Origin of the sequence: Actinomadura montaniterrae (genome assembly GCF_008923365.1) — a bacterium.
Classification (GTDB): Bacteria; Actinomycetota; Actinomycetes; order Streptosporangiales; family Streptosporangiaceae; genus Spirillospora; species Spirillospora montaniterrae.
Window position 1 is genome coordinate 259,374 of sequence record NZ_WBMR01000001.1, and the last position, 23,368, is coordinate 282,741.

Below are 23,368 nucleotides of genomic sequence, written 5' to 3' on the forward strand. Positions count from 1 at the left end.
CACGCTCCAGCCGGGGCCTGATCCCTTCGTCCTTCCGCGCAATTCCGTGCCGCCATGTCGGCGTGAACGTCCCGAGGGAGAGCACAGCCCATGACCGGCCGCATCATCCTGCTCGGCGCCACCGGCTACACCGGTGACCTGGTCCTGGCCGCCCTTCTGCGCCGCGGAGTGGAACCGACCATCGCCGGACGCAACGCCGCCGCGGTGACGGCCCTCGCCGAGCGTTCAGGCGGGCTCGACCACGTGATCGTGGACGCCACCGAGCCCGCCGGCCTGCAGGAGCATCTGCAGCGCGGCGACGTCCTGATCACCACCGTCGGCCCGTTCGAGCGCTTCGGCTACCCCGTCGCGCAGGCCGCCGCCGACGCCGGCGCCCACTACATCGACTCCACCGGCGAGGTCGGTTTCGTCCGCACCCTGCGCGACCGGCACCACGAGCGTGCGCGTGACACGGGCGCGGTGATGCTGCCCGCCTTCGGCTACGACTACGTCCCCGGCGTCCTGGCCGGAACGCTCGCCGCCCTGGAAGCGGGCGACGCTGCACGCGCGCTCCGCATCGGCTACTTCGCCAGCGGCCCGCTCTGGCGCGGGATCAGCGGCGGCACCCGCGCCACCATGCGCGACGGCCTGACGCTTCCCTCGCCGCGCTGGTACCGGAACCGGCTGGTCGAGGAGCGCACCGCCTCCCGCGTCCACGGCTTCACCGTCGGAGGCCGCCGCAAGTCCGCATTCCTTGTCTCCGGCACCGAGGTGCTGTTCCTGCCCGAGGCATTTCCGGGCCTGGAGGAGGTCTCGGTCTATAACGGGTGGTTCCCCGCGCTCAGCCGCCCGCTCTCGCTCATCTCGGGTCTCGCCAACACCGCCGTGCGCCTGCCCGCGGGCCGTCGATTGACCGACGTCCTTTCGCGCCCGCTCCTGCTCGGCCCTTCCGGCGGTCCTGACGCCGAAATGCGCGCCCGTATCCCGTCCCATGTCGTCGCTGTCGCCTCGAGCGGCGCCCCGGGCAGTCGGCCCCTCGCCGAGGTCCACCTCCAGGGATCCAACCCCTACAGCCTGACCGGCGAACTCATCGCCTGGGCCGCCCACCACATCACCACCCACCCCGACCTCACCCCGGGAGTGGTCGGCCCCATCGAGGCCTTCGGTCTCGAAACGTTCCGCCGGGCCTGCACCGAGTTGGGACTCACCGTCGTCTGAGCCCCGCCCGGCGGCGGCACGGCGGTCACTGCTAACGGCAGCACCGATCGCAGTGACGACATCCGCAAACACGTCGAGGCCGTCGTCGCCGAATGGAAGAAGCGAGACCAGGCGGGATGATGTTCTCAAGGGGCGGCCGGAACAGCGCAAACGCCGCTCCTCGCCTTGGCGCCGTCCGCCTGGCTCCGAAGCCAGGGGTGCAGGAGCAGCGGGGCCCGTACCGCTGGAAGGTGTTGGAGTGCAGCCCCGGCGTGGTCTGGGCGCGCTGCCAGTCCGGGGCGTCGGCCAGGGCGGGCGGCCGATGCTCGATGGCGGCCTAGTGGTCTTGGGCGCTGGTGCAGAGCGCGTAGTTCAGCACCTGGCTGCCGTCCAGGCTGCAGTAGAAGTGCGCGGCGATCAGCCAGTCGGCGGGCGGCAGGCCCGCTCCGGCACTGAACAGATCGTCGATCAGCGCCCGGGCGCGGCCCAGGTCGGGTTCGTCGAAGACGCGGGTGACCAGCACCGCCCAGGGCCTCGGCCACGCGATCCGGACCGGGCCGGACGTCGCTCTCCAGATGCCTTCTCGGTCCAGGGTGATCGACCAGTCCGGAAAGAGGTGCTGCAGTAGTAGCGACGTGACGTTCATCGTCTCCTCACACGCGGGACCCGCCCTTGTCCCTCTGGGGCACGTACTTGTAGATGGTGGAGCGGCTGGCGCCCAGGAGGCGGGCGATGGGGGAGACGGTCGCGTCGGGCTGGGTGAGCAGCGCGCGGGCGTGTCGGATCTGCTCGGGCGTTATGGAGGCGGCCGGCCGAGGCGGACGCCGCGGGCCTTGGCAGCGGCCAGGCCCTCGTGGGTGCCTTCGATGATGAGTTCGCGGATCAACTCGCGAGGGCGGCGAACACGTAGAAGACCAGGCGGCCGTCCGGCGTGGTGATGTCGAGGGCCTCTTTCAGGGATCGGAACCCGACGCCGCAGCGGCGCAGGTCGGCGACGATCGTGATGAGGGCCCGCAGGGAGCGGGCGAGCCGGTCCAGCGAGGGAGCGGCCAGGGTGTCGCCGGGCCGCAGGCAGATAGCGCCTGGCGAGTTCTTCGCGCTCGGCGTCCTTGCCGGACTTCTTATCGGCGAAGATCCGGATGCAGCTCGCGGCCTTAAAGGCCAGGGGCTGGCGGTCGAGTCGCTGGTCTTTGGTGGAGACCCGGGCGTATCCGACGAGCGCGCCGGTGAGGATCGCGGGCTCGGCGCCGAGAAGATCGTCGGCGGCCTGGCGGATCACCGCGGAAGGCGGGGCATCGCCCGGGAACGTCGTCACAACTGGAAAGTGCAGGAAAAACGGTGCTGTCGGTGTTGTTGAACACCCGAAGTTCTCAACGCGTTTTACCGACAGATTTCCGGGGCGCTCGGGCAGTGAAGAGGACTGCGCGTGGGGTGTCGAAGAATCGAACGATTCTCAGACACCCCACCCAGGGTGGAGGCGTCGCCGCCGCTCGCCGTTGCGATGCCGGCCAGCGTGGTGCGGTGAGATGGCTTCCGGTCAGGTTCGGGTCGGCGCGGTGGTGAGCCTGTGGACGAGGAGGTCGATCACGGCTCGTTTGCCGGCATCGTCGGGCCGGTGGGTGAGGAGGCCTTCGATGACGAAGGTGCCGATCGCGGTCATGGCGGGGAGGTCGGCTTCGGCGGCGCCGGCTTTGCGGAGGTCGTCGGCGACCAGGGTGTCGGCGAGTTGGTGGAAGCCGGTGTGCCAGGCGTGGACGGCGGGTGAGGCCGGGGCGCGGGTGTGGACGGTGTTGACGAGGCCGTGCAGCCGTTCGAGCTGGTCGAGGGCCCACAGGAGTCGGTCGCCGAGCGGCCGGTCGGCGATGGTCGTGTACTGGGCGAGGGCTTCGGCCAGCAGGCGGTCCAGGACGGCGACGAGCAGGTCGTCCTTGTCGCGGAAGTACCAGTAGATCGTGTTGACGGTGACGCCGGCGCTCTTGGCGATCTGGCCCATGGACGCCGACTCGTAGCCGTCGTCGATGAACAGCCGCTGGGCGGCGGCGAGGATCTCCTCGCGTTTCTCCTCGCGGTCTTGGGGGCGTCGGTTCCGGGGCACCCCCACACCCTATCTTGAACGGCCCTCAAGAAGGCGTTAGGTTCTCTTGAAGACCGTTCAAGAAGTGAGGTGGGCCCCCATGGAGACCGACCACGCGGCTGCCGAGTTGCTCGGGCTGGACACGACCGGGCTGCTGGCGTTCTTCGCCACGCTGCCCGCCCCGTCCATCGAGGAGATGGACGGGGAGTACACCGCCCGGCTGCTGGCCCAGCCCAACCTGGTCGCCTCGGTAACCGGGCGCGGCACGGTGTCGAATCCGCTGGCGCCGTGGCTGTGCAAGGCGTTCCGGCCCGTCGACGGCCGGACCGGGCGCGGCTACAACACCTTCCGCCAGTTCGGCCGCGTCCGGCAGCGCTATGCGATGCACACGCTCATCGCACCGTCGCGCTATGACGGCCGTCCCGCCTACACGCTGGTCTACCGCGCCTACGCCTCGATGTGCGGGGCGATCAACATGGTCGACGAGGTCCGCCGCGCGGCGCCCGGTGTCTATCTGGGCATCGGGACGTGGGGATTCACCGCACGGCAGCGCCGCATCCCCCTGCCCTTCCTGCTCACCGGGCCCGTCGGCGCCTACCGCGGTGACATCGGCAGCGCTCGCCGCGGTTTCGCCCCGGGTCCGCGTGAACTGCCCGGCCCGAAAGAGGCCGCCCGGTGACGAAGTGGCTGCTTTACGGCGCCAACGGGTATGCCGGTGAGCTGATCGCCCGGGAGGCGCGCAAGAGGGGCCTGGAACCGGTCCTCGCCGGCCGGAACCTCACGGCGGTCAAGCCGCTGGCCGAGGACCTGGGCCTGGACTACCGGATCTTCGACCTGTGCGACGCCGACGCGCGGCTGTCCGGCGTCGACGTGGTGCTGCACTGCGCCGGGCCGTTCTCGGTGACGGCGCCCCCCCCGATGATCGACGCGTGCGTGCGCACCCGCACCCACTATCTCGACATCACCGGCGAGATGGACGTCTGCGCCTACGCCCGCGAGATCGACGGCCAGGCCCGTGCTGCTGGTGTCGTTGTCTGTCCCGGAGTCGGTTTCGACGTCATCCCCACCGACTGCCTCGCCGCCGCCCTCCACCGGGCCATGCCCGAGGCCACCCACCTGCGGCTCGGGTTCGACCTGCCGCTGGCGCTGTCCCCGGGGACCGCCAAGACGATCCTGGACGGGATGGCTGCCGGAGGCCGCGTCCGCATCGACGGCCAGATCATCCCGACTCGGCTGGGCGGACGCACCGCCCGCATCGACTTCGGCAACGGCACCAAACCCGCGCTCGGCTTTCCCGCCGCCGACCTCCACAGCGCCCACCACAGCACCGCGATCCCCAACATCGAGGTGTACCTCCCGATGCCTTCCTCGCTGATCCGCAGCACCCGGATCAGCAGGCGGTTCACCGGACTGCTGGCCCGTCCCCGCGTCCGCGCCGCCGCGCACAAGCTGATCGACAAGACGGTGAAAGGCCCTGACGTGAACCAACGGGCCACCAGCAGCGCCCACGTGTGGGGCGAGACCACCGACCCGGCCGGCCGGCGGGCCACCGCCCGCATCACCACGGCCAACCCCTACCGCCTCACCATCGACGGCGCCCTCACCGCCGTCACCGACCTCCTCGCCGCCACCGCCCCCCGCCTCGGCGCGCACACGCCCGCGACCCTGTTCGGCGCCGACCTCATCACCCGGCTCCCCGGCAGCGGCCCCCTCACCATCAGCCCGACCGAAGGAACCCTGACGTGACCACCGCCCCCCGCTCCGCGCTCATCACCGGCGCCTCCGCAGGCATCGGCGCGACTTTCGCCCGCCACCTGGCCGCCCGCGGCTACCAGCTCCTGCTGGTCGCCCGCCGCGCCGACCGCATGCGTGAACTCGCCGCCCAGCTCACCGAACAGCACAAGGTCCGATGTGAGGTCTTCGCCGCCGACCTCACCGACCCCGCCTCCCCCGCAGTGATCCTGCGACATGCTGACGAGCAGGGCCTGCACATTGACGTCCTGATCAACAACGCCGGATTGTCGGGCAAGACCGCGTTCGCCGACACCCCCTGGGACACTCTCGCCGGAGAGATCCAGCTGATGGTGACCGCCCAGACCGAACTCGCCCACCACGTCATTCCCGGCATGAAGGAACGCCGCTGGGGCCGCATCGTCAACCTGTCCTCCGTCGCCGCGTTCGCCCCGCCCGCAGCCAGCCTGCTCTACACCGGCATCAAGTCCTATGTCCTCAACACCTCACAAGCCCTCGACATGGAGCTCAAGCCGCACGGCATCCACGTCACCGCCCTGTGTCCCGGCTTCACCCACACCGAATTCCACGACGTCATGGGCACTCGCGACAAAGCCAACCACCTCCCCGGCATCCTGTGGCAGCAACCCGAAGCCGTCGTGGCCGCAGGCTGGAAAGCCGTCCAGAACGGCAAACCCGTGTGCGTCCCCGGACTCGTCAACAAGATCTCCGCCGCCGCCATGAAACCCCTGCCCATCCGCCTGGCCTACCTCGCCGGCAAGACCCTCAACCCCTTCAAGAACAGCTGAACCCCTTACCTCCGTTCATCGGCCGCCGACGCGGCCCGCCGCGAAGCCCGACCACACCCCGGAGCCCATCGGGGACCTCTCAGACACCCCGAGGAGGATGGGTTCAAGGCGAGCGGCGGCCTGGCGGCATCGGACGACGGGGACGAGGCGGACGCCGTCCACTCCACCGCCGGATCCGTGGAAAGACCGGCGCCCTTGCCTTCCGGCGACCTGCGGCGGATCCAGTGGCAAGCACTATGACTGATCTTCATTCCAGTCGGGCTGGTCGGTGTCGCGGAGCGCGCGGACGCCGGTGGGACCGAGGTCGGGCCGGCTGAAGGAGCAGGTGCCGGTCACGTTGATGTGGCGGCGGACGAACGGTTCCGTGGAGGGGGCCCGGCCGCCGTGAGATGACCTTGCGGTGCCGATCGGCTGGGGCGGCCTGTACTGGTCATCGGGGGATCGGTTGATCCCGGCTTGCCGAGGGGCGGGCAGGCGGGTGGCGGGACGTGTGAACATCCGGTGTGCCGGAGCGGGTGGAGACCGGTCTTCCTTGTCCTGTGTGAACCGGGTGAGTGCCGCGTGGGGCGGCTGGGTTCACTAACGAACGGCTAGCAAACGATCAAGAGGCCGGTCCTCCGTGTGGAGGAAACGGCCTCTGAGCTGGTACTTCTCTGTCGGGACGGCGGGATTTGAACCCACGACCCCTTGACCCCCAGGCATTTTAGACCGTTCTGGACCATTCTCGAGGCCGACACTGGCACACGTGGCTGGTACACGACAGTCCATCGAAGTCCAAGAACGTCTCGTGCCGTAGTTACTCAGTTGGTTACCCAGAGATGGGGATTTGGAACGTCGATTTCCCCTGGCCTGTCTATGTTCCGTGCTCATGGATGCCTGTCGCAGTCGGGGCGGTTGGCTTGGCATGTAGCTAACTCGCCAGCTCCGGCTTGCTCCAGCGGGCGAGTTGAGTGCGAGCGCCAAGTGTGTGGGGGTGGTCGGGCCCGTAGACTCGCTCAAGGTCGGGCAGCAGCGCGGTGAACTGGGCACAGGCTGCGACCGGATCTCCCGCTTTCCCGGTCAAGAAGGCGAGGTTGGCGCGAGCGGTGAGCGTCTGGGGGTGGTCGGGCCCGGACACGCGCTCCCGGTCCTGTAGCAGCGCGGCGTACTGGTCGCGGGCTGCGCTCAAATCTCCCGCCTTCATGGTGAATTGTCCGAGGTGGGCGCGTATGGTGAGCGTTTCGGGGTGGGCGACCCCGAATGCGCGCTCGTAGTGGGGTAGCAGCGCGGCGAATTCATCACGGGCCGCGATCGCATCCCCTGCTTTCCCGGTCAAGAAGGCGAGGTTGGCGCGAGCGGTGAGCGTGTCGGGGTGGGCGACCCCGAATGCGCGCTCGTAGTGGGGTAGCAGCGCGGCGTACTGGTCGCAGGCCGCGCTCGGATCTCCTGCTAGCCCAGTGAAGCGGGCGAGGTTGGCGCGAGCGGTGAGCGTGTTGGAGTGGTCGGTCCCGAATGCGCGCTCGTGCTGGGGTAGCAGCGCGGCGAACTCATCGCGAGCCGCGACCACGTCTCCCGCCTCCCCGGTCCAGAAGACGAGGTTGGTGTGGGCGATAAGCGTCTGGGGGTGGTCAGGACCGAGAGTGGCGACGCGGTGTCGGTGGCGGGCATGATGAAGTGAGACAGCAGTGCGATAGTCCCCGCTAGCGCACAGATAGTCCAGGACGGCCAGGAATCCGCGCGAGTCTGGTGGCAAGACCGCACGGGCATGGGGGAGTAGCGCCGCGCAGGCCGCCCAGTGCGGTCTGGCCGTGGGGTCATCGGGAAAGGCCTGCTCCAGATGGGTAGCGGCGGTGTTGCGCCAGGCCGCTCGGGCAGTCGGGGTGAGGGCGTCCAAGGTGACCGCCTGCACCAGCCGGTGCACCGACACAGTTCCGTCGACCGGCGGGCTGATGAGTGAGTAATTGCCCAGCGCGACTACCGCTTCGTCAAGCGCCAATGGGCGACAAAGCGCAGCCGTCTGCGTTGCTACCGTCGCTTCCTCAGCATCAAGGCCGCCCTGTCCGGCGGGAGCAGCGAGGCTAGCGTGCTCGGTGGGAAAGAGCAGGTTGAGAGGGATGGCGTCCGGCGCGTAGCAGGCCAGCAGCCGCAGCAGTGCGATTGCCGTGGGGGTGGTCTGCTCCAGCCTGTCGAAGGCGACAGACCAGGTCGAAGCAACACGTGCGTCATAACCTTGAGGGTCGCCGTGTGAAAGGACCGTCACCCGATGGAGGGCGAGCAAGTCCAGGTAGGCTCTGAGAGTTTTGCCCGTGGCTAGGATGTAGGCGGCGGCCTGTTCCATCGCCAACGGCAATGCACCCAGTTCCTGGGCTAGTTCCTGCGCTGCCGCCCGATCGGTCTGCTCGGTTCGCGCTAGCAAGAACCCGGCCGCGTCGCCTTGCCGCAGGACCGGCACGGGCATTCCTGCCTCGGTCGGCCAGTGTCCCGAACGAGAGGTCGCGAGCACATCTCCGTTCCCGGTCGGCGGTAGGACTTCCCGGATAGCCCGTTGGTTGGGGATATTGTCCAACAGCAGCAGCCACCGATCCGAACGAGCCGCCAGCGCCGCATGCACCTGATGGACCGGGTCGGCCGCATCCGCTATCTGCCGCGCGCCCAGCAGCGCTGCCAACTGGGCGAATTGCGCGGTGAGGGTTGCCGGTTCCTCGGCCTCCACCTGCCACACCAGCCCGTACTCATGCTGATGCCGGTGCGCGTACTCCACCGCGACACTTGTCTTGCCGGCCCCGCCCAGCCCGTGCAACGCCACCACGCGGACACCGGGACCGTGGCGCAGACGATGGCGTACAGCAGCTAGTAGATCTTCTCGCCCAGCCAAATGAACTGGCCGCGGCGACAGCCGCACTGGCCGTGTCGCCACCTCCCGCTGCGACGGATGAAACGCGCCGATCGCGGTTGAACCACGGTCGGCCACTATCGCGTGCGCCGCCGTCAAGCATGGACCAGTCGATACCTCGCCAGGTGCAGTCAGTCCCGCTCTGGACCTGGCAACTGAGGGTTTGGTGGAACCGGCGGTGTCCCCAGCGACACTGCTCCATCGATATCCACCACCCCGCCTGCCAAACTGTTGCGATCTGCAGACACCCGCACGTTCCCACCGGCCGCCAGCCCGTGATCCCCGGCCGATGCCTTACACGAGACTCTCGCCGCCTCCTCAAGGCTGGCCACGGCATCATCTACGGCGGCCCCAAAGTCGGCGTCGTCGGCGGCAGCATCGGCAATGGCCAGCCGCACCCGCTCCAACGTCACTGGCGGAGGCTCATCCGCCTCACCTTCCCGTGCCTCCTGCTGCAGCTTCATCAGCGCCGTATCAGGGCCTAGCTTGACAGCCACGACCTCATGTAGCCGATCCATCCCCGCATCCAATGCCGCATCCACCTCAGCGTCTGCGCGCCCTGCTACCCGGCGCCACTTGCGCCATAACCACGCCGCCGCCGCACCTGCCGCAGCCAGCTCCAACCCCGTCATCTCACTGCACCCTTCCGACCGTCCGGCATCGCGCCAGGTACCGATCAACATTCCTACTTCACATTTCTTAGGCGCTGTCCAGGAAGAACATCTAGCAAAGTCCCTGATCACCCAGTGACGGACGATCGTCGCTCGATTGGTTACCTAATCGTTTTAGGCATGAATTTTATGGCTCTATTTCGAGTGCTTGTGCAAGTGCGGCATCATCTCCCGGCCCCCGCCAATGAACTATGGTAACAACATTGCTCTTCGCTGCGGCATCTTGGGCTGCAAGTGTAGGCTCCACGTTGGAGATTATAATGGCTCTACTAACTTCGTTTGCGTGAGCCGCGCCAAAGACCTCATAGACGACGCGAGCTCCAACTTTGCCATTGTGTGTATACTTGGCCTCTATTCCGATCACCTCTCCATTTTTTTCCACTTGGAAATCGAAACCAAAGTGCTGAACTCTACGAGCAAGCCAAATTTGTCGATTGCTGATGATCTCAAGCAAGCTGGCTTCAAGTCTAAGCTCATAGGCCCGAGCACGTTCCTGCATAGAACTCCGCGCTTTGATGACCTCAATTGCCGCAACTGGATCGACTTGCTCTAGGGCATTTACAGCTCGTTCTGCAACTTCTTCGGGTTCATCTTTCACTGCATCAGCTACCGCTCGCCCCCGCCTCTTTGAAAATTCTATCTCTTTATCGCCATATTTGGCCCGTATTATAGGTGTTCCTGTGGTCGCCAGAAACACAAGTATTCCACTAACGATAATGAGCGCAGTAGTGCCAGCCTGATTTTTGGTGAAGAAGGTTGCCGCTACGCCTGCGGCAGCGAAGAGTGTTCCGAGTGCACCAGAAAGCCAGCGTTCGCTTTGTTTCAGGCTAGACGATTCGTCAACTGAAAAGTCGTCTGGAGTATCTTGCTCCTTGGGGTCGTTCATAAAGACAGATTCTAGTAGAGGTAGGCTGTAGGCGAAGTCGTTTAGACCATTTGACGTGGCCGAAACTGGACGGTTCCGGACTTACGTGGGGGCGGGGCTTTGTAGCCTGGACCGGCGGACGGGCGGCACCTGCCTGCCCGCGATAGCTCGTCGAGAGGCCCCGTGCGGGGGTCCCCGTGCAAGTCGGGAACCGGTCAGCGGCGCCTGGTCGGAGTCCGCAACCTCCGTGACACCCCGTCTTCGAGAGTCCCTTGACGATAGAGATCCACCACGGCAACCACACGGAGCGCGCGCGCGTCCGAATGACGGCGGGGTGGCCGAGGAGCCGACCGAAACAAGCCGAGTAGGTGGGAGGTCCCTGTGCTGGAACCGGTACGGCGGTGGAGGATACGCCGGGGGGAGCGGCCGCAATTGAGGCCGCTAGCCGCGGGGTTCTGGATGCTGGCTGCAGCTGCAGCTGCAGGAGCTGCGATCTGGCTGACCACCGCCTGGCTGCTGAACACTGCCGATCACGCCAGGGAGGGAACAGACCGGGCAAAGGTACGTGTGGATGCCGTACGCACTGGCCTGGCCGCCGGCGCTGGAGCGGGCGCTGCAGTCGGCCTATTACTAGCGTTTCGTCGGCAGCGGCACGCCGAGATCGCGACCACACTGTCGGATTATGATGCTGCCGAGCGCCGTGTCACCGAGCTCTATAACGCTGCCGCCGAGCAACTCGGATCTGATAAGGCTCCGGTTCGTCTGACTGCCCTTTATACGCTAGAACGTCTAGCTAACAATGACCCGTCGCATCGGCAGACGATCGTCAACATTATTTGCGCATATCTGCGTATGCCCTACACGCCGCCTCTCGACCCCACCCGCGAAGCCGATCCCGAAGCCGCGCAACGCGCGGCGGCCCGGCGCTATCACGCGGTTCGCGGTAATGCTCGCCCCGCCGCGCAACCCACCACTACCCCTAACCCGAATGAAGAGCGTCAGGTGCGTCTCACTGCCCAGCGTATCCTATTGGACCATTTAAAATTTGACGCCAGAGTCCCATGGAACAAATTGGACCTGGATCTTACAGGTGCAACTCTTCTCACCTTTGATCTCTCTAATTGCACGCTGTCCAGTGCGCGTCTCAGTGGAGCGACTTTCCATGGAACGACTGACTTCAGAGGATTGAACCTTGCCGGGGAAGCGAGGTTTGATGATACAATTTTTTCCGGCCTTACACTCTTTATGGAGGCAACTTTTGCCGGTAGCGCCAATTTTGGGCGGGCGATATTCTCAAGACAGACTGACTTCGGTGGGGCAAGCTTTTCTATGCAGACTAGTTTCGAGCGGGCAACCTTCTCGAACGTCACGAACTTTGGTGGGGTGACTTTTTCCAAGAGCTTCAGCTTTAATGGCGCGACCTTCGCGGGACCAGCCCTCTTCTCCCAGATGACATCCTCCGAGAGGGCCACGTTTCGAGGATCAACCTTTTCTGGATATACCGAATTCAATGCAACGATGTTTAAGCGAGACCCTGCGCACGAGTTGGACGAGACCACAAGCGGCTGGTTCGACGAGTTCGGTGAATTGGTTTTCTCAAGGGCGGCCGACTTCAGTCTGGCTACCTTCTCTACAGAAATCAGTCTGGACGGGGCAATCTTTTCTGGCGACGTCAGTTTTCGTAGTGCAACGTTCTCCGGTAATGCAGACTTCAGTAAAGCGACCTTTAAGCAAGCAGTTGATTTTGCGGACGCTGCTGTTGCAGATCTAAGCTCACCCCCTACCCTTCCGGCAGGATGGAGAATTGAGCCAGGAGAAGGCGCTACCGGCCTCATCGTTAACACGTGATGCCGCCTCATAATCGCTGCTAAGTCAAGGCGGCAATGAGTTCAGGGCATCACCTACGGCACCGCTCCGGACGCCCGATGCCGTAGCCACCCCCTCGTAGCGGTCCGCGGCGCACCGTGAGAACGACGCTCCCTCCCCTCCGTGCTTGAATCCTTGGTAGCAAGATGTAGGTAGGGGTGCGGCGGCCCCGACGTGATCAGAGGCAGAGTCGGCGACACCCATGGGGAGGAAGCGTGAGGCGAACCCAGCGGGTCAAGGCCCAAGGCACGGACGAGGACGTGTTCACCCCGGAGAACACCGCCATGACCCTGACGCGAGCATGCCAGGCCGTAGGGCTGCCCCCCGAGGGGGCGCACCTCATGCGGCTAGGGTCGAACGCCGTTTACCGGGTGAACGGTTCTGTAATTGCGCGCATCTCTCACAGGGGGACGGATACTCAAGAGTCAGAGCGCGCTATCGCCGTTGCTCGCTGGCTGGAATCTGCGGATTACCCCGCCGTCCGAGCTATCGACGTGAAACAGCCCGTCATAGTGGACGGGCGCCCGGTGACATTCTGGCTGGCGGTCACTGATGGCCCCGACGACTGGGCCACCACAGATGAGATCGCAGGCGTCATCCGTAAACTTCACTCACTTGATGCGCCCCCCGACCTAAACCTTCCGCCTCTAGAGCCGTTCGCCAAAGCAAGCGAGCGGATCAAGCGAAGCGCTGCACTGAAATCCGAGAGTCGAGAATTCTTGCTGCAACGGCTCGGCGAGTTGAAAGATGAGTGGTTGAAGCTAAATTTCGAGTTGCCGACCGGGGTAATTCATGGGGATGCGAGCGTCGGGAACGTGCTTCGAGACCGGAACGGCATCCCAACCCTGATGGACTTGGACAGCTTCGCTACGGGCCCCAGAGAATGGGACCTAGTGCTTACCGCCCTCTACTATCAGCACTTTGGTTGGCACACGCGTAGCGAGTACGAAGCATTCGCTAACACCTACGGCTTCGATGTCATGACGTGGTCGGGGTACCCCGTTATGCGTGACATTCGAGAGTTCTTGATGGTGACCTGGCTTGCCCAGAAGGCAGACGAGAACGAAGAGACCGCCACCGAGGCCGCGAAGAGAATTGAGACTCTCCGGACCGGCGGCAGTAGGCGAGACTGGAAGCCATGGTAATAGCTAGCCGCTCGGCGACGAAGCTATACGCCAAAGACGCGACTCTCTTGCTTGTTCATGAAAGCCCGTGACGGTTGAACTCTTGCCGACTGCAGTAAGCCGTTCGCGGAACTCTCGCAGGTAACTCACACAACGAGCGGACCGAAGTTCCTCGCCCGTTTTGAGCGCTTGAAGAGCAACTAGGCATGCACGCTCCGACTCGCCCGCGTTGAGATGAGAGTCCGCAAGGACCATGGTTGCGAAGAAGTCGCTGCGCAGGTAGACGCCATCGTCGATGGTCCCCAAGCATTGGTCGGCATACCGTGAGGCGTCTACTGGCCGGCCGAGGTCACGGAAGCAATGCCCGAACTCGGCCGAGAGTTCCGCGTCATCAAAGTACTGGATCCACTCGGGGTCATCCTCTGGCCTGCGCCGTTCGAAGGCAGTAACCGCTTCGGATAGGGCTAGATCGCATGCGCGCGCATCGCCGAGCCGGGCGAGCGCGCGTGCTTCCATCGCGAGGAAATGAGCGGTCAAGGTGGGCGTCGCCAGCGCTTGCGTCCCGGTCCTAGCCGCGCGTGCGAGATTAACCGCCTCCCGATAGCGTCCGACGAACGTTGCTTGATGGCTCATCGCATCCAGAATGCTCGCTGCAAGTAACCGGTTGTCGCCGGCCTGAGCGAGACTCAGTGCTTGAATGAAGTATCTCTGCGCGAGGCTGTGCAGGCCGCTGTCGTACGACATCCAAGCCGCAAGAAGGGTGGCTTCCGCAACTGCCTTAAGCAGATTTTGACGTACGACATCGGTGCACTTGCCCCGCAATAGCCGTTCGCCGTCAGTCGCTAAGTACTGCACCAGGGCCTGGCGGGCATGGCCGCCTCCGTACCGATTGTCCAACTGCGAGAATACGTCAGTGGTCACCCGGAACCGGTTGACGTCAGATTCGCCGACACCCGCACCGCTGGATGACATGCCCCGGTTGATCACCTCTGGATTGACGAGCCATCGAAGAGACGCCTCACCCCATGCTTTAGGGTCTATCTTGCTCTTCAGGACAAGAGATGATTCATCGAGGTCGGCGCGCCACAGTCGAATAATATTCTCGGCACCTTCGGCGATGCTCTCCGGATAGGTCAGTCCCAGATCTGGCGACATGGCACCACCGGCTGTCGCCATGCCGAATTCCGTCGGACTTACCGTGCGGCGAAGCTTTCTCCCAAGCGCGGATGCAATGAATGAAGGCGTCTTGCCGCGAGGGACCATTCCGTCAAGCCAGCGGGCAACGTAGGTGTGATCGCACCGTCTCAAAGGTTCGCCAGCGAGCCGCGACTCTTCCAGAACGGCGCGCGCGAACGCCTTGTGTGAGTCGAAGCCGGCGTCTGCCATGAGCCTTGCGAGGCGATCGTTCGGGGTCCTGGCAGCCATCCCACGTCTCCGAGTGCACATCTGCACCCCCCCGTGCGCCCTGTTGAGCCCATCAGGGAGGGGCGAAGCTCAGTTGCGTGTCCAAGGCTAACCAGGCAGGCGATCCGCCGTCGATAGTTCGCGCGAGGAGTCGATCAATGCGGACCTTCATCAGGCGGGAGCCGCTTAAGGAGGTCTCTAGCGATTTGCTCGGCTGTGTCGAGTTCGGAGCGCGCTTCGCCAAGACGCTCGTGGAGCTTGACCAGCTCTGTCCGGAGGTCTCGCCGCTCGGTTTCGTCATCCGCCGGAGGCACACAGACGTAGGCGCCGCTAGCTGCCCGAATCTCAACAAGCCCCTCATTGGCAAGCAGCTGGACCGCCGCCGACGCCGTATTCACCGCGACTCCATGCTCTACCGCCAGCTGGCGATACGAGGGCAGCCGCTCACCGGCCGCATACCGGCCCGATTCCCCGATCTCTGCCCGCAGCAAGGCCGCGAGGCGCCGACTCGGTAGCTGGTCATCATCCCGCTTCGCCACAGCTCACACACTAACCCAACTGTCTTGAGACGGAGGGTTGACAGCCCCCCGGGCGCGGCTTACTGTCCCAATACAGATGCACCGTCTTAAGACGGTTGCTCGACAGAGGAGCACCAAATGTTCCCGCAGCAGTCCAGCAAGATCCCGCAGTGGCTTGCCGGTGTGGCAGTCATCATCTTCGCCGTCAACAACCCGGAGAAGGCCGCCGAGCTGGTCAACAAGGTGATCCATGCGATCACGGCCTTCGCCGGCGCGCTGGGCTGATCAGCGATGACCACGACCCGCCCCACGTCCGAGCGGCCCGGCGCACAGACCACCAAGTACGCCGCCGAGGTCCGCGACCCCGACCGATCACGGTCCCCGAAACCGGAGGTGTCCATGTCCGTTCGCCCGGTCTTTCTGCCGCTGGCGGACCTGCTGAACGAGCTGGCCGCGCGCGGCGACTGCCGGCACGACCCGGACCTGCACATGGGTCCGGACGCGTTCGTGATCGAGCCGGCCGCCGACCGGCGCGCCCGTCAGGACGTGGCACGCGAGGTGTGCGAGTCCTGCCCGGTCTGGGACCTGTGCCTGGACTACGCCCTGCGCATCCCACCCGCCCACGGCGTCTGGGCCGGTCTCCTGCCCCACGAACTGGCCGCGCTGCGTCGCGAGGCCCGCGTCCTGTCCGCTTCTGAACTGTCCGCCATTGACCTGGGAGAGGTTGCCTGACATGACGACTCCGGAGATGACCACCCGTACCTACACCCACCCCGACGTGCTCACCGCCGGTGTCCGCGACGGATGGGCCGACCCGATCGACGACCCGACACGGATCGACTGGACGGCGCGGCAGGCCGCCGCGGCGATCTCGTTCGCCGTGATCGACAGGCGCCCGGTCAACCCGTGCGAGAAGACCGCGGTGCGCTACGGCCGCAACGAGTTGGGCCACTGGGGCGAAGCGCTCGCCGCCGACGCGCTGATGTCGGTGACCGACTACTGGGACGGGCGCCGCTGGATCGTGATGGTGGAACGCACGGACGGGCACGGGTGGGCCATCCCCGGCGGGCATGTCGACCCCGGCGAGACCCCGGCACAGGCCGCCGCCCGCGAGCTGGCCGAGGAGACCGGCTTGACGGTCCGCGCGCGGTGGACGCAGACCCCGCCCCGCTACGTCCCGGACCCCCGCGCCAGTGACGAGGCGTGGATGGTGACTGTGCTGTGCCACGCGTCGCTGGGCGTGCTGGCCCGCCCCGCGTTCCCCCGCGTGGTCGGCGGCGACGACGCCGCCCGCGCGGAATGGGTGCCGGCCGACTCCTACGCCGAGCTGGCCGAGGCGCTGGCGACCTACTTCGACGGCGAGGTGTTCCCCGCCCACGTCGCGATGCTCACCGAGGCCCTGGAGGGCTGACGTTGCGTCCGGCCGCTTCCCACCACCCCGCAGGGGAGCGGCTCACGGAACGGCAGAGATCCGCCGGACCCGCACCACATGGTGTGTGCCCCGGAGCGCAGCAACCGCCAAGCCACGACGCTCCGGGACTTCCCTCCTCACAGGAAGGCATCTCCACGATGGCCGACAACCCGACCACCGGCAAGTCCTCGACCTGGCCCAACGGTGAGCCCAAGTCCGTCCGCGACGCCTACGACGCCAAGTCCGGCCAGAAGAAGTGACTGCGGTGAGCACCTGGAACGAGTGCCCGACCTGCGGCACCGCCTACGACACCCCCGCCGACGCCGCGCGGTGCTGCAAGAGCTGACCCCATCCAACCCAGACCCCACCCAATCCGAAAAGGGAACTGAACCATGTCGCTGAAGAGGGACGCCAGGGCCTACCAGCGGGCCGAGAGGCGCCGAATGGCCAAGGTCTGGCGCCAGGACGCCAAGACGCTGCGCGCGGTCGGCCGTACCGCCGCCGCCGAGCAGGCCGAGGCCAAGGCCCGCGAGTACGAGGGCCGCTGACGACGCGTCCGGGCGGCCCCCGGCAACCCCTGGGGGCCGTCTCACCCGCCGCCAGAACCCGTCCCCTCAATCCACCTGTTGGAGGAAGCCCGAATGGACCCGATCACCTTGGAGCCGAGCCCGGCTGGGGGTCATTGCGGTGACTACACCCTCGCCGTGGCCGGCGCGATCGCCGAAGCGGTCCGCGTGCTGAACTACGCGACCCTGCCGCACAACGCCGCGGCGGGCGCCCCCTACCCGTCCACTCTCTACGACATCGCGGGCCACCTGCGCACCGCGGCGGCCGGGACGGACCAGCTGTTCCGCCATCTGGAGGACCGGCTGACCGTCATCGCCGCGACCCGCGAGGTCACCGTCTCGCACGGCCCGTTCCCCACCGACCCGGCCGCCGCGGTGGCCAGGGCGGTGGAGGCGCTGCAGTGGTGCAACCGCGCCGCGTCGATGTTCCAGACCGCGCTCGCCGACGCCCACAACGCGCTGTCCCCCCTCGGCATCCGCATCCCCGCCGACCCCGACGACGACTCCGGCACCGACGACGGCGAGGGGTGGGCATGAGCGCGCGCGAGTGGATCCGGTTCGCCGCGTGGTGGCTGCTGGTGGGCAACTTCCTGGCCGTCGCGCTGACCGAGCTGGGAGTGATCTGATGACCGCCCTGCTGTTGGTCCTGGCCGTGCTCGCCGGTTTGGCCGGGCTGTGCTGGCTGTGCCTGTCCCCGGTCCGCCTCGCCGCCGCCGGCGCCGTGCTGGTGACCGCCCACCCGGTGCCGACGCTCGCCGTCACCGCCGTGGTGACCGCCGTGCTCACGGTGGTCGCCGGCCGGATGGCCTACCGGTCCTTGCGTGACGGTGGCTGGTGCCTGGTCACCGTCCAGCGCGCCGCGTTCGCGGTCAGCCGCGCGGGAGGTGTGGCGTCATGAGCCGGCGCCGTAGCTCCGCCCGGTTCTTCGACCCGGCCGGCGCCCGGTTCGGCATCCCGACGTGGTCGTGGCGGATGGCGCCGCCGCACCTGCGGACCCGCCGCCAGCTCGCCGCCGAGAGCCTCCGGCCCGGCGGTCAGGATGTCGCCGGACAGGTGCTGTGGAACTCGCGCCGCTACCGCTGCGGGGTCCGCGCCGCCTACCTGTACGACGTCCGCCTGGCCCTGCCCAAGCGCACCCCGACCGAGCGCCAGCGCGTCGCCCTCGGCAAGGCACTGGCCGCCCGCCGCCGCTGCCCCGACTGCGGACGCGACGCCGGATACGTCCTGCCCCGCCACCTCGGCACCTGCCTGGACTGCGCCGACGACACCGGCATGCCCACCGGCACGGAGGTGACCGCAGCATGACCGCCCTGACCCTCAACCCGCACCCGTCCCTGTCCGCGTCCCTCGGCGCCACGGCCACCAACCAGCACGCCGCCGAGGACCGCACCACCCAACTGATCACGGGCCCCAACGACGCCCCGCACGCCGACAACCAGCACCACGACACCCCGCACCCGGACACTCCGGCCGCGCCGGTGGCCGACGTTCACACGGTGCGGCACGGCTACAACCTGGCCGACCTGGACCGGCTCGCCAAGTACGCCACCCGGCGGGTGTTCGGCGTGACGATCGACCCGCGGGACCGCTTCGAGCTGGCGTGGTCTGCGATCGCCGAGCACCTCTACACCGCCGCCGACCGGCCCGACCCGTCCGACCTGATCACCACCGGGCAGAAGGCCATCGCCCGCCACCACCGCACCGAACTGCACCACCACGGCGTCCAGCAGCGCACCTACGCGCCGGCGCCCCGGCACGCCGTCTACTGGGACACGGTGATCCGGCCGACCCCCAGCCCCGAACCGGGCGCGGTGGACCGGATGGCGCTGTGGCAAATCTGGCCGCAGCTGGCGCCCGGCGAGCGCGCCGCGGTGCAAGCCCTGGCCGCGCACGGCACCCACCAGGCCGCCGCGGACGCGCTGGGCCTCAGCTACCAGGGGTTCGCCACGCAACTGGCCCGCGCCCGCCGCCGGTTCCTGACCCTGTGGCACGAGGGCGAGACCCCGTCCCGGCTGTGGCGCACCGAACTGCGCGCCAGCAAGGGCACCGCCCGGACCCCGGCCGGTGTCACCCGCACCCGGCTCGCCGCGTTCGCCGAGCTGGCCGACGCCGGGCTGACCCGCCGACAGATCGCCGCCCGCATGAGGCTCAGCGTCCGGACCATCAACCGGATCGCCGCCCAGCACCGCGCCGAAAGGGGGCTGTGACCATGACCGCCCAGCCCACGACCGCCCAGAGCGTCACTGACCCGGCCGATGCCCGGCCACGCATCGGCGCGGGCAAGCGCTGCCCGTCCTGCGGCGCCCGGCTGGACGGCGGGCCGGTCCGGTTCCGCTGCGAGCCGTGCGGACGGTCGGTGATGGCCGCCGACCTCGAAACCGAATACCACCCCGGCCCGCTGCCCAACCCGGCCCGCGCCGCCGACGACCACGAAGGGAGGAACCGGCGATGACCACGACCTACGACCCGCCGGACACCGTCAACGGTCACGACCACATCAGCGGGTTCGGCCCGGACCCCGACGCTCCGACCGACCGCGACCGGTACGGGCGGCCGGTGCAGGTGTTCAACCTGCGGTACCTGCCGGGATGGCTGGCCCGCCGCCGTACCGGTGTCGACACCGGTACCTCGGCCGAGGGAACCGGCGACCGCGCCGGTGGCTGGCTGCTGGCCGTCGCGAGCGTCCTGCTTCTCATCCTGGCGACCGCGCAGGGCTACGTGTCCTACCGGGCGCAGTACTCGTTCGTCCACGCGCAGAAGCACGAGCACGCCGCGTCCACGTTGGAGGCGCTCGGGCTGGACGCCGCCGCGGTCATCTTCGCGCTGCTGGCCCTGGCACAGGCCCGGCTCGGCCGGTCGGCGGTCGCCGAGCGGGCGCTGAACCTGGCGTGCGTTCTGGGGTCCCTGTTCATGAACGCGCTGTCGGCCGACCCCAGCTCGGCCAAGTCGGTGGCCGCGTGGGTGCTGCCCGCCGCGCTGTACGCCGCCGCGTCCGACCGGCTCATTGCCGTGGTCCGCCAGCGCGCCCTGTCCGGTCGCGACGGCGCCGAGGAAGGCTCGCCGCTCGCCGCCGCCCGAGGGCTGGCGCTGTGGGCGCTGCGGTTCGGCATGGCGCCGTCCAGCACGGTGCGCGGGTTCCGCGCGTGGGTGCTGGACGAAGCCCCGGTGGCGCCCGGTCGTCGCGCCCTGCCGTCGCGTCCGGAGTTGCCCGCGCTGCCCGCGCCGCGCGACACCGAAAGCGACAGCGTGGGCGACACCGAAAGCGACAGCGTGGGCGACACCGAAAGCGACAGCGTGGGCGACGCCGGACGCGACGGCGAGGGCGACGCCACGGGTGACAGCAACCGCGACCGCACGGGCGACACCACCCCCGACGCCGACCGCGAGACCCTGCGCGACAGCAAGCCGCGACGCGCGCGGCCCCGTCGTCGCACCAGCGGCGCGACGACGACCGCCGACAAGGCCCGCGCGCTGCTGGCCGCCGACCCGACCATGAGCGGCGCCGAACTCGGCCGCCGCTTGAAGGTCACCCCGCGCACCGGCCAGCGCCTCTACGCCCAGATCACCGCCGACCCCGCGAAGGGAGATGAGACGCGATGAGCGACCCGACCACCAACCCCACCGCGGACGCCGAGGTGATCCCGCTTCGCCCGGCCCCGTTCGGCTCGGCCGGCGACGACATCATCGCCAACCCGACCGGCTCCGATGCGCCCGTCCGCGACGCTGCCTCCGCGGCCGACATCGACACCTCCTTCGAGGTGCAGTTCGACCCCGAGCCGGACGCCGAGCCCGAGCCGGTGGACGACGGGATCGGGTACCTGCTGGACGACCCGGACGGCGACGCCTACCCGGTCATCCCGGAGAACCTGCGCAGCGCCGCCGGGGTCGGCGAGGCGATCGGCCGCCACGCCCGCCGCTTGGCTCACCGCGCTGCGTTCCACGGCGTCCGCGCGCCCCGCTACGCCCTGCTGGCGGTGCTGTGGGGGACGGTCGGGCTGTGGCGGCTGATCGACCGGCAGCTCAAGTGGTGGTGGGTCAGTGAGCAGGACTATTTGCGGTCGCTGGCCATCGCGTCCGGGGATTCGCGCGAGTGGTACAAGCTGCACCGCGAGGTCAAGGACACCCGCCGCGTCCGCGGCACGATCCTGGCCGGTCAGGCGTTCGCGGTGCTCGCCGCGCTGCTTCTGCTGGTCAAGCTGGCGCCGTGGTGGGGATGGCTGGCCGTGGCGGGCGTGGTGGTGCCGTGGCTGGCCCACCTCGGCCGCCCGGAGGATCACCCGATCATCGTTCCGGCGGTGACGGTGCCGCGGTTCCGGCTGCTGAACCACGATGTGGTGCTGCGCGCCTACTACGCCGCCGGTCTCGGCCACCCCGACAAGCCGAACCAGCAGGTCACCTTCGAGACCACCATGTCCCGCACCAAGGAGGGGCAGGGGTCGCAGGTCAAGGTCGTGCTGCCGCACGGCACCGGTTTCGATGACGTGGTCAAGGCCAAGAAGGAACTGGCGTCCGGTCTCGATGTGGCGCCGTCGCAGGTGTACCTGACGCACGACCCGACGAGCCACCGCCGCCACACCCTGACCGTGACCGACCGTGACCCGCTCGCCGTCCCGGCGGGCAAGACGCCGCTGCTGGACTGCAAGCCCCGCAACATCTGGCGCCCGGCGCCGTTCGGGCTGGACGAGCACAGCCGCAAGGTCACCCTGACCCTGCTGTGGATCTCGATCCTGATCGGTGCGCAGCCCCGCAAGGGCAAGACCTTCTCCGCCCGGCTGCTGGCTCTGTACGCCGCCCTCGACCCCTCGGTGCGCCTGAGCGTGGTGGATGGCAAGAACTCCCCGGACTGGAACAAGTTCGCCATGGTCGCCTACCACTTCATCCGCGGCACCGTCCCGGGTCGCGCCGGCGACCCGGTTCGTCAGCTCATCGACGCCCTGTCCGAGATCAAGCGGCACATCATCGACACCAACGACTTCCTGTCCACCCTGTCCCCGGAGGAGTGCCCCGAGGGCAAGCTGACCGAGGAACTGTGCCGCCGCTACCCCAAGCGGCTGTTCATCTGGATGCTGGTCATGGAGGAGTTCCAGAACTACTTCGAGCTGCCCGACCAGGACGACAACAAGCAGATCGCCGAGTTGCTGTCGTTCATCCTCGCGGTCGGCCCGTCCTCGGGCGTGATCCTGCTGTCGTCGTCGCAGAAGCCGTCCGGCGTCGGCGCCGGCGACGTCCAGCGGTTGTTCAACCGGTACCGCGACAACCACGCCGTGCGGTTCGCGCTGCGGTGCGGCAACCGCAACGTCTCCGACGCCATCCTGGGCGGCGACGCCTACTCCGAGGGCTTCGACGCCTCTGCGCTGCCGGTCGGCAAACCGTACCTGGGCGTCGGCTACCTCTACGGCGCCGCCGACGAAACCCCCACCGTCCGCACCCACCTCGCCGACCACGGCGACGCCGAGAAGATCCTGACGGCCGCCCGCCGCCTGCGCGAGCGCGCCGGGACCATCGCCGGATACGCCGCCGGGGAAGACACCGGCACCCCCGACCGCGACGTCCTCGCCGACGTCCTCGCCGTGTTCGGGAGCGACCCGGCGCTGCACTGGACCGAACTCGCCGAGCGTCTCGCCGGGCAGATCGGCGACCGGTGGGCCGACGTCACCGCCGGTGCGGTCTCCGAGCAGTGCCGCGCGCTGGGCGTGCCGAGCGTGGACGTCAAGCGCAACGGCGCCAAGACCCCGCGCAAGGGATGCCGTAAGGACGCCGTCCAGCGCGCCGCCGACACCGGCGCCGCTGGCTGAGTAGCGCCGCGACCCGGTCGCGGCACCGCGACCCGCACTCACCTGCACAAACCCGAGTCGGCGCGACCGCCGCGACCCGACCGGCGGCTGTGACCTGCACGGTCGCGGTCGCGGCGCCCGCCCCCACAACGACCACAGGAAGACCTCATGGGCATCAAGATCCAGGTACTCAACTGCGGACGGTGCGGCAAGCCCCGCGGACTGACGCACACCTGCATCACCCGCATGGACAGCAAACGCAAGCCCGGCAAGACCCGCCTCAAGCCGAGCATGAAGATCACCGCCACGTGCCGCACGTGCGGCAAGCCCCGCGGGCTGACGCACACCTGCCGCATCCAAACCGACTTCAAAAAGCGCAAGGCCGCCGCCGCAGGGCGCGCAGCAGCCGCTGCCGGCGGCGAACGAGCAGCCGGGCCTGCCGCCGCAGCACCCCGCCGCCGTCCCGTACGTCCCGCCGGCCCGCCCGTCGCAGTCGCCCGGCTGGGA

General features: G+C 67.7%; 27 protein-coding genes and 1 pseudogene. 18 read left to right on the plus strand and 10 right to left on the minus strand.

The genetic code is table 11. The features are described 5' to 3' along the window. Positions 1–90 precede the first annotated feature (90 nt). The gene (locus F9B16_RS01230) at positions 91–1,197 is read left to right on the plus strand and encodes a saccharopine dehydrogenase family protein (RefSeq protein ID WP_151537904.1); all 1,107 of its coding nucleotides are present in this window, start codon (positions 91–93) and stop codon (positions 1,195–1,197) included. A gap of 316 nt (positions 1,198–1,513) precedes the next feature. On the opposite strand, the gene F9B16_RS01235 is transcribed toward F9B16_RS01230, so the two are convergent. From F9B16_RS01235 to F9B16_RS01245, 5 genes and pseudogenes are all read right to left on the minus strand, one after another. Continuing rightward, positions 1,514–1,822, minus strand: a complete 309-nt coding sequence (locus F9B16_RS01235) for a hypothetical protein (RefSeq protein WP_151537905.1) — start codon at positions 1,820–1,822, stop codon at positions 1,514–1,516. A gap of 7 nt (positions 1,823–1,829) precedes the next feature. Continuing rightward, positions 1,830–1,976: a helix-turn-helix domain-containing protein gene (locus tag F9B16_RS50575; RefSeq protein WP_192808553.1), complete on the minus strand. Its 147-nt coding sequence runs from the start codon at positions 1,974–1,976 to the stop codon at positions 1,830–1,832. Between the two features lie 82 nt (positions 1,977–2,058). After that, positions 2,059–2,301: a recombinase family protein gene (locus tag F9B16_RS53830; protein ID WP_318839208.1), complete on the minus strand. Its 243-nt coding sequence runs from the start codon at positions 2,299–2,301 to the stop codon at positions 2,059–2,061. A gap of 16 nt (positions 2,302–2,317) precedes the next feature. Continuing rightward, positions 2,318–2,491: pseudogene (locus tag F9B16_RS53475) on the minus strand (hypothetical protein); the annotation flags it as partial. 222 nt (positions 2,492–2,713) lie between these two features. Further along, positions 2,714–3,271, minus strand: coding sequence for a TetR/AcrR family transcriptional regulator (locus tag F9B16_RS01245; RefSeq protein ID WP_151537906.1), 558 nt, complete (start codon positions 3,269–3,271; stop codon positions 2,714–2,716). A gap of 79 nt (positions 3,272–3,350) precedes the next feature. Here F9B16_RS01245 and F9B16_RS01250 point away from each other — a divergent pair, with 79 nt between their 5' ends. The 3 genes from F9B16_RS01250 to F9B16_RS01260 are packed head-to-tail and all read left to right on the plus strand — an operon-like array spanning position 3,351 to position 5,790. After that, entirely contained in the window at positions 3,351–3,929 is a 579-nt protein-coding gene (locus F9B16_RS01250; RefSeq protein ID WP_151537907.1) for a hypothetical protein, read from the plus strand. Further along, entirely contained in the window at positions 3,926–4,996 is a 1,071-nt protein-coding gene (locus tag F9B16_RS01255) for a saccharopine dehydrogenase family protein (protein WP_225991232.1), read from the plus strand. The genes F9B16_RS01250 and F9B16_RS01255 overlap by 4 nt, the downstream gene beginning before the upstream one ends. Next, a complete protein-coding gene (locus F9B16_RS01260; protein ID WP_151537908.1) occupies positions 4,993–5,790 on the plus strand; it encodes an SDR family NAD(P)-dependent oxidoreductase in 798 nt (265 codons plus the stop codon). Before F9B16_RS01255 ends, F9B16_RS01260 begins: the two co-directional genes overlap by 4 nt. Positions 5,791–6,700: 910 nt before the next feature. Here the strand turns inward: F9B16_RS01260 and F9B16_RS01265 are convergent. The 3 genes from F9B16_RS01265 to F9B16_RS01275 form a co-directional block, all read right to left on the minus strand. Further along, positions 6,701–8,740 carry a tetratricopeptide repeat protein gene (locus F9B16_RS01265; RefSeq protein ID WP_318839209.1) on the minus strand — a complete coding sequence of 680 codons (2,040 nt, stop codon included), beginning with the start codon at positions 8,738–8,740 and terminating at the stop codon, positions 6,701–6,703. 53 nt (positions 8,741–8,793) lie between these two features. Continuing rightward, positions 8,794–9,294 carry a chromosome partitioning protein gene (locus F9B16_RS01270; RefSeq protein WP_151537910.1) on the minus strand — a complete coding sequence of 167 codons (501 nt, stop codon included), beginning with the start codon at positions 9,292–9,294 and terminating at the stop codon, positions 8,794–8,796. Positions 9,295–9,460: 166 nt separating this feature from the next. After that, positions 9,461–10,219 carry a restriction endonuclease gene (locus F9B16_RS01275; protein ID WP_151537911.1) on the minus strand — a complete coding sequence of 253 codons (759 nt, stop codon included), beginning with the start codon at positions 10,217–10,219 and terminating at the stop codon, positions 9,461–9,463. Between the two features lie 438 nt (positions 10,220–10,657). Here F9B16_RS01275 and F9B16_RS01280 point away from each other — a divergent pair, with 438 nt between their 5' ends. Both F9B16_RS01280 and F9B16_RS01285 read left to right on the plus strand, forming a co-directional pair. Then, a complete protein-coding gene (locus tag F9B16_RS01280) occupies positions 10,658–12,046 on the plus strand; it encodes a pentapeptide repeat-containing protein (protein WP_151537912.1) in 1,389 nt (462 codons plus the stop codon). A 233-nt stretch (positions 12,047–12,279) separates the two neighbouring features. Next, entirely contained in the window at positions 12,280–13,209 is a 930-nt protein-coding gene (locus F9B16_RS01285) for a phosphotransferase family protein (protein ID WP_225991233.1), read from the plus strand. A 3-nt stretch (positions 13,210–13,212) separates the two neighbouring features. On the opposite strand, the gene F9B16_RS01290 is transcribed toward F9B16_RS01285, so the two are convergent. Then, complete coding sequence (locus F9B16_RS01290) at positions 13,213–14,574, minus strand: tetratricopeptide repeat protein (protein WP_225991234.1); 1,362 nt, start codon at positions 14,572–14,574, stop codon at positions 13,213–13,215. 173 nt (positions 14,575–14,747) lie between these two features. After that, a complete protein-coding gene (locus F9B16_RS53980; protein ID WP_151537914.1) occupies positions 14,748–15,131 on the minus strand; it encodes a GntR family transcriptional regulator in 384 nt (127 codons plus the stop codon). 117 nt (positions 15,132–15,248) lie between these two features. Between F9B16_RS53980 and F9B16_RS50585 the strand changes: the two genes are divergently transcribed. The 12 genes from F9B16_RS50585 to F9B16_RS01345 all read left to right on the plus strand — a co-directional run. Further along, a complete protein-coding gene (locus F9B16_RS50585; protein WP_192808547.1) occupies positions 15,249–15,395 on the plus strand; it encodes a hypothetical protein in 147 nt (48 codons plus the stop codon). 6 nt (positions 15,396–15,401) lie between these two features. Beyond that, positions 15,402–15,842: a WhiB family transcriptional regulator gene (locus F9B16_RS01300; protein WP_151537915.1), complete on the plus strand. Its 441-nt coding sequence runs from the start codon at positions 15,402–15,404 to the stop codon at positions 15,840–15,842. Between the two features lies 1 nt (position 15,843). Beyond that, on the plus strand, positions 15,844–16,521 hold the full coding sequence (locus F9B16_RS01305; RefSeq protein WP_225991235.1) for an NUDIX domain-containing protein: 678 nt from the start codon (positions 15,844–15,846) through the stop codon (positions 16,519–16,521). Between the two features lie 392 nt (positions 16,522–16,913). Beyond that, positions 16,914–17,069, plus strand: a complete 156-nt coding sequence (locus F9B16_RS50590) for a hypothetical protein (protein ID WP_192808548.1) — start codon at positions 16,914–16,916, stop codon at positions 17,067–17,069. 93 nt (positions 17,070–17,162) lie between these two features. Beyond that, positions 17,163–17,624 (plus strand): hypothetical protein, encoded by a 462-nt coding sequence (locus tag F9B16_RS01310; protein WP_151537916.1) that lies wholly within the window; start codon positions 17,163–17,165, stop codon positions 17,622–17,624. 88 nt (positions 17,625–17,712) lie between these two features. Beyond that, positions 17,713–17,985, plus strand: a complete 273-nt coding sequence (locus F9B16_RS01315; protein ID WP_151537917.1) for a hypothetical protein — start codon at positions 17,713–17,715, stop codon at positions 17,983–17,985. Continuing rightward, positions 17,982–18,392: an RRQRL motif-containing zinc-binding protein gene (locus F9B16_RS01320; protein WP_151537918.1), complete on the plus strand. Its 411-nt coding sequence runs from the start codon at positions 17,982–17,984 to the stop codon at positions 18,390–18,392. Before F9B16_RS01315 ends, F9B16_RS01320 begins: the two co-directional genes overlap by 4 nt. Continuing rightward, positions 18,389–19,294: a hypothetical protein gene (locus tag F9B16_RS01325; protein ID WP_151537919.1), complete on the plus strand. Its 906-nt coding sequence runs from the start codon at positions 18,389–18,391 to the stop codon at positions 19,292–19,294. Before F9B16_RS01320 ends, F9B16_RS01325 begins: the two co-directional genes overlap by 4 nt. Positions 19,295–19,296: 2 nt before the next feature. Then, positions 19,297–19,539 (plus strand): hypothetical protein, encoded by a 243-nt coding sequence (locus F9B16_RS01330; RefSeq protein ID WP_151537920.1) that lies wholly within the window; start codon positions 19,297–19,299, stop codon positions 19,537–19,539. Further along, positions 19,536–20,687 carry a hypothetical protein gene (locus F9B16_RS01335; RefSeq protein WP_151537921.1) on the plus strand — a complete coding sequence of 384 codons (1,152 nt, stop codon included), beginning with the start codon at positions 19,536–19,538 and terminating at the stop codon, positions 20,685–20,687. Before F9B16_RS01330 ends, F9B16_RS01335 begins: the two co-directional genes overlap by 4 nt. Beyond that, the gene (locus F9B16_RS01340) at positions 20,684–22,882 is read left to right on the plus strand and encodes a cell division protein FtsK (RefSeq protein WP_151537922.1); all 2,199 of its coding nucleotides are present in this window, start codon (positions 20,684–20,686) and stop codon (positions 22,880–22,882) included. Before F9B16_RS01335 ends, F9B16_RS01340 begins: the two co-directional genes overlap by 4 nt. Positions 22,883–23,029: 147 nt before the next feature. After that, the coding region (locus tag F9B16_RS01345) for a hypothetical protein (protein WP_192808549.1) at positions 23,030–23,368 on the plus strand (339 nt) is incomplete at its 3' end.

Excerpts from the sequence above, each read along its gene's own strand:
- F9B16_RS01230 (WP_151537904.1), top strand. The coding sequence starts at position 91 with ATGACCGGCCGCATCATCCTGCTCGGCGCCACCGGCTACACCGGTGAC.
- F9B16_RS01235 (WP_151537905.1), bottom strand. The coding sequence starts at position 1,822 with ATGAACGTCACGTCGCTACTACTGCAGCACCTCTTTCCGGACTGGTCG.
- F9B16_RS01250 (WP_151537907.1), top strand. The coding sequence starts at position 3,351 with ATGGAGACCGACCACGCGGCTGCCGAGTTGCTCGGGCTGGACACGACC.
- F9B16_RS01270 (WP_151537910.1), bottom strand. The coding sequence starts at position 9,294 with ATGACGGGGTTGGAGCTGGCTGCGGCAGGTGCGGCGGCGGCGTGGTTA.
- F9B16_RS01275 (WP_151537911.1), bottom strand. The coding sequence starts at position 10,219 with ATGAACGACCCCAAGGAGCAAGATACTCCAGACGACTTTTCAGTTGAC.
- F9B16_RS01280 (WP_151537912.1), top strand. The coding sequence starts at position 10,658 with ATGCTGGCTGCAGCTGCAGCTGCAGGAGCTGCGATCTGGCTGACCACC.
- F9B16_RS01290 (WP_225991234.1), bottom strand. The coding sequence starts at position 14,574 with ATGGCAGACGCCGGCTTCGACTCACACAAGGCGTTCGCGCGCGCCGTT.
- F9B16_RS50585 (WP_192808547.1), top strand. The coding sequence starts at position 15,249 with ATGTTCCCGCAGCAGTCCAGCAAGATCCCGCAGTGGCTTGCCGGTGTG.
- F9B16_RS01300 (WP_151537915.1), top strand. The coding sequence starts at position 15,402 with ATGACCACGACCCGCCCCACGTCCGAGCGGCCCGGCGCACAGACCACC.
- F9B16_RS01305 (WP_225991235.1), top strand. The coding sequence starts at position 15,844 with ATGACGACTCCGGAGATGACCACCCGTACCTACACCCACCCCGACGTG.
- F9B16_RS50590 (WP_192808548.1), top strand. The coding sequence starts at position 16,914 with ATGTCGCTGAAGAGGGACGCCAGGGCCTACCAGCGGGCCGAGAGGCGC.
- F9B16_RS01310 (WP_151537916.1), top strand. The coding sequence starts at position 17,163 with ATGGACCCGATCACCTTGGAGCCGAGCCCGGCTGGGGGTCATTGCGGT.
- F9B16_RS01315 (WP_151537917.1), top strand. The coding sequence starts at position 17,713 with ATGACCGCCCTGCTGTTGGTCCTGGCCGTGCTCGCCGGTTTGGCCGGG.
- F9B16_RS01320 (WP_151537918.1), top strand. The coding sequence starts at position 17,982 with ATGAGCCGGCGCCGTAGCTCCGCCCGGTTCTTCGACCCGGCCGGCGCC.
- F9B16_RS01325 (WP_151537919.1), top strand. The coding sequence starts at position 18,389 with ATGACCGCCCTGACCCTCAACCCGCACCCGTCCCTGTCCGCGTCCCTC.
- F9B16_RS01330 (WP_151537920.1), top strand. The coding sequence starts at position 19,297 with ATGACCGCCCAGCCCACGACCGCCCAGAGCGTCACTGACCCGGCCGAT.
- F9B16_RS01335 (WP_151537921.1), top strand. The coding sequence starts at position 19,536 with ATGACCACGACCTACGACCCGCCGGACACCGTCAACGGTCACGACCAC.
- F9B16_RS01340 (WP_151537922.1), top strand. The coding sequence starts at position 20,684 with ATGAGCGACCCGACCACCAACCCCACCGCGGACGCCGAGGTGATCCCG.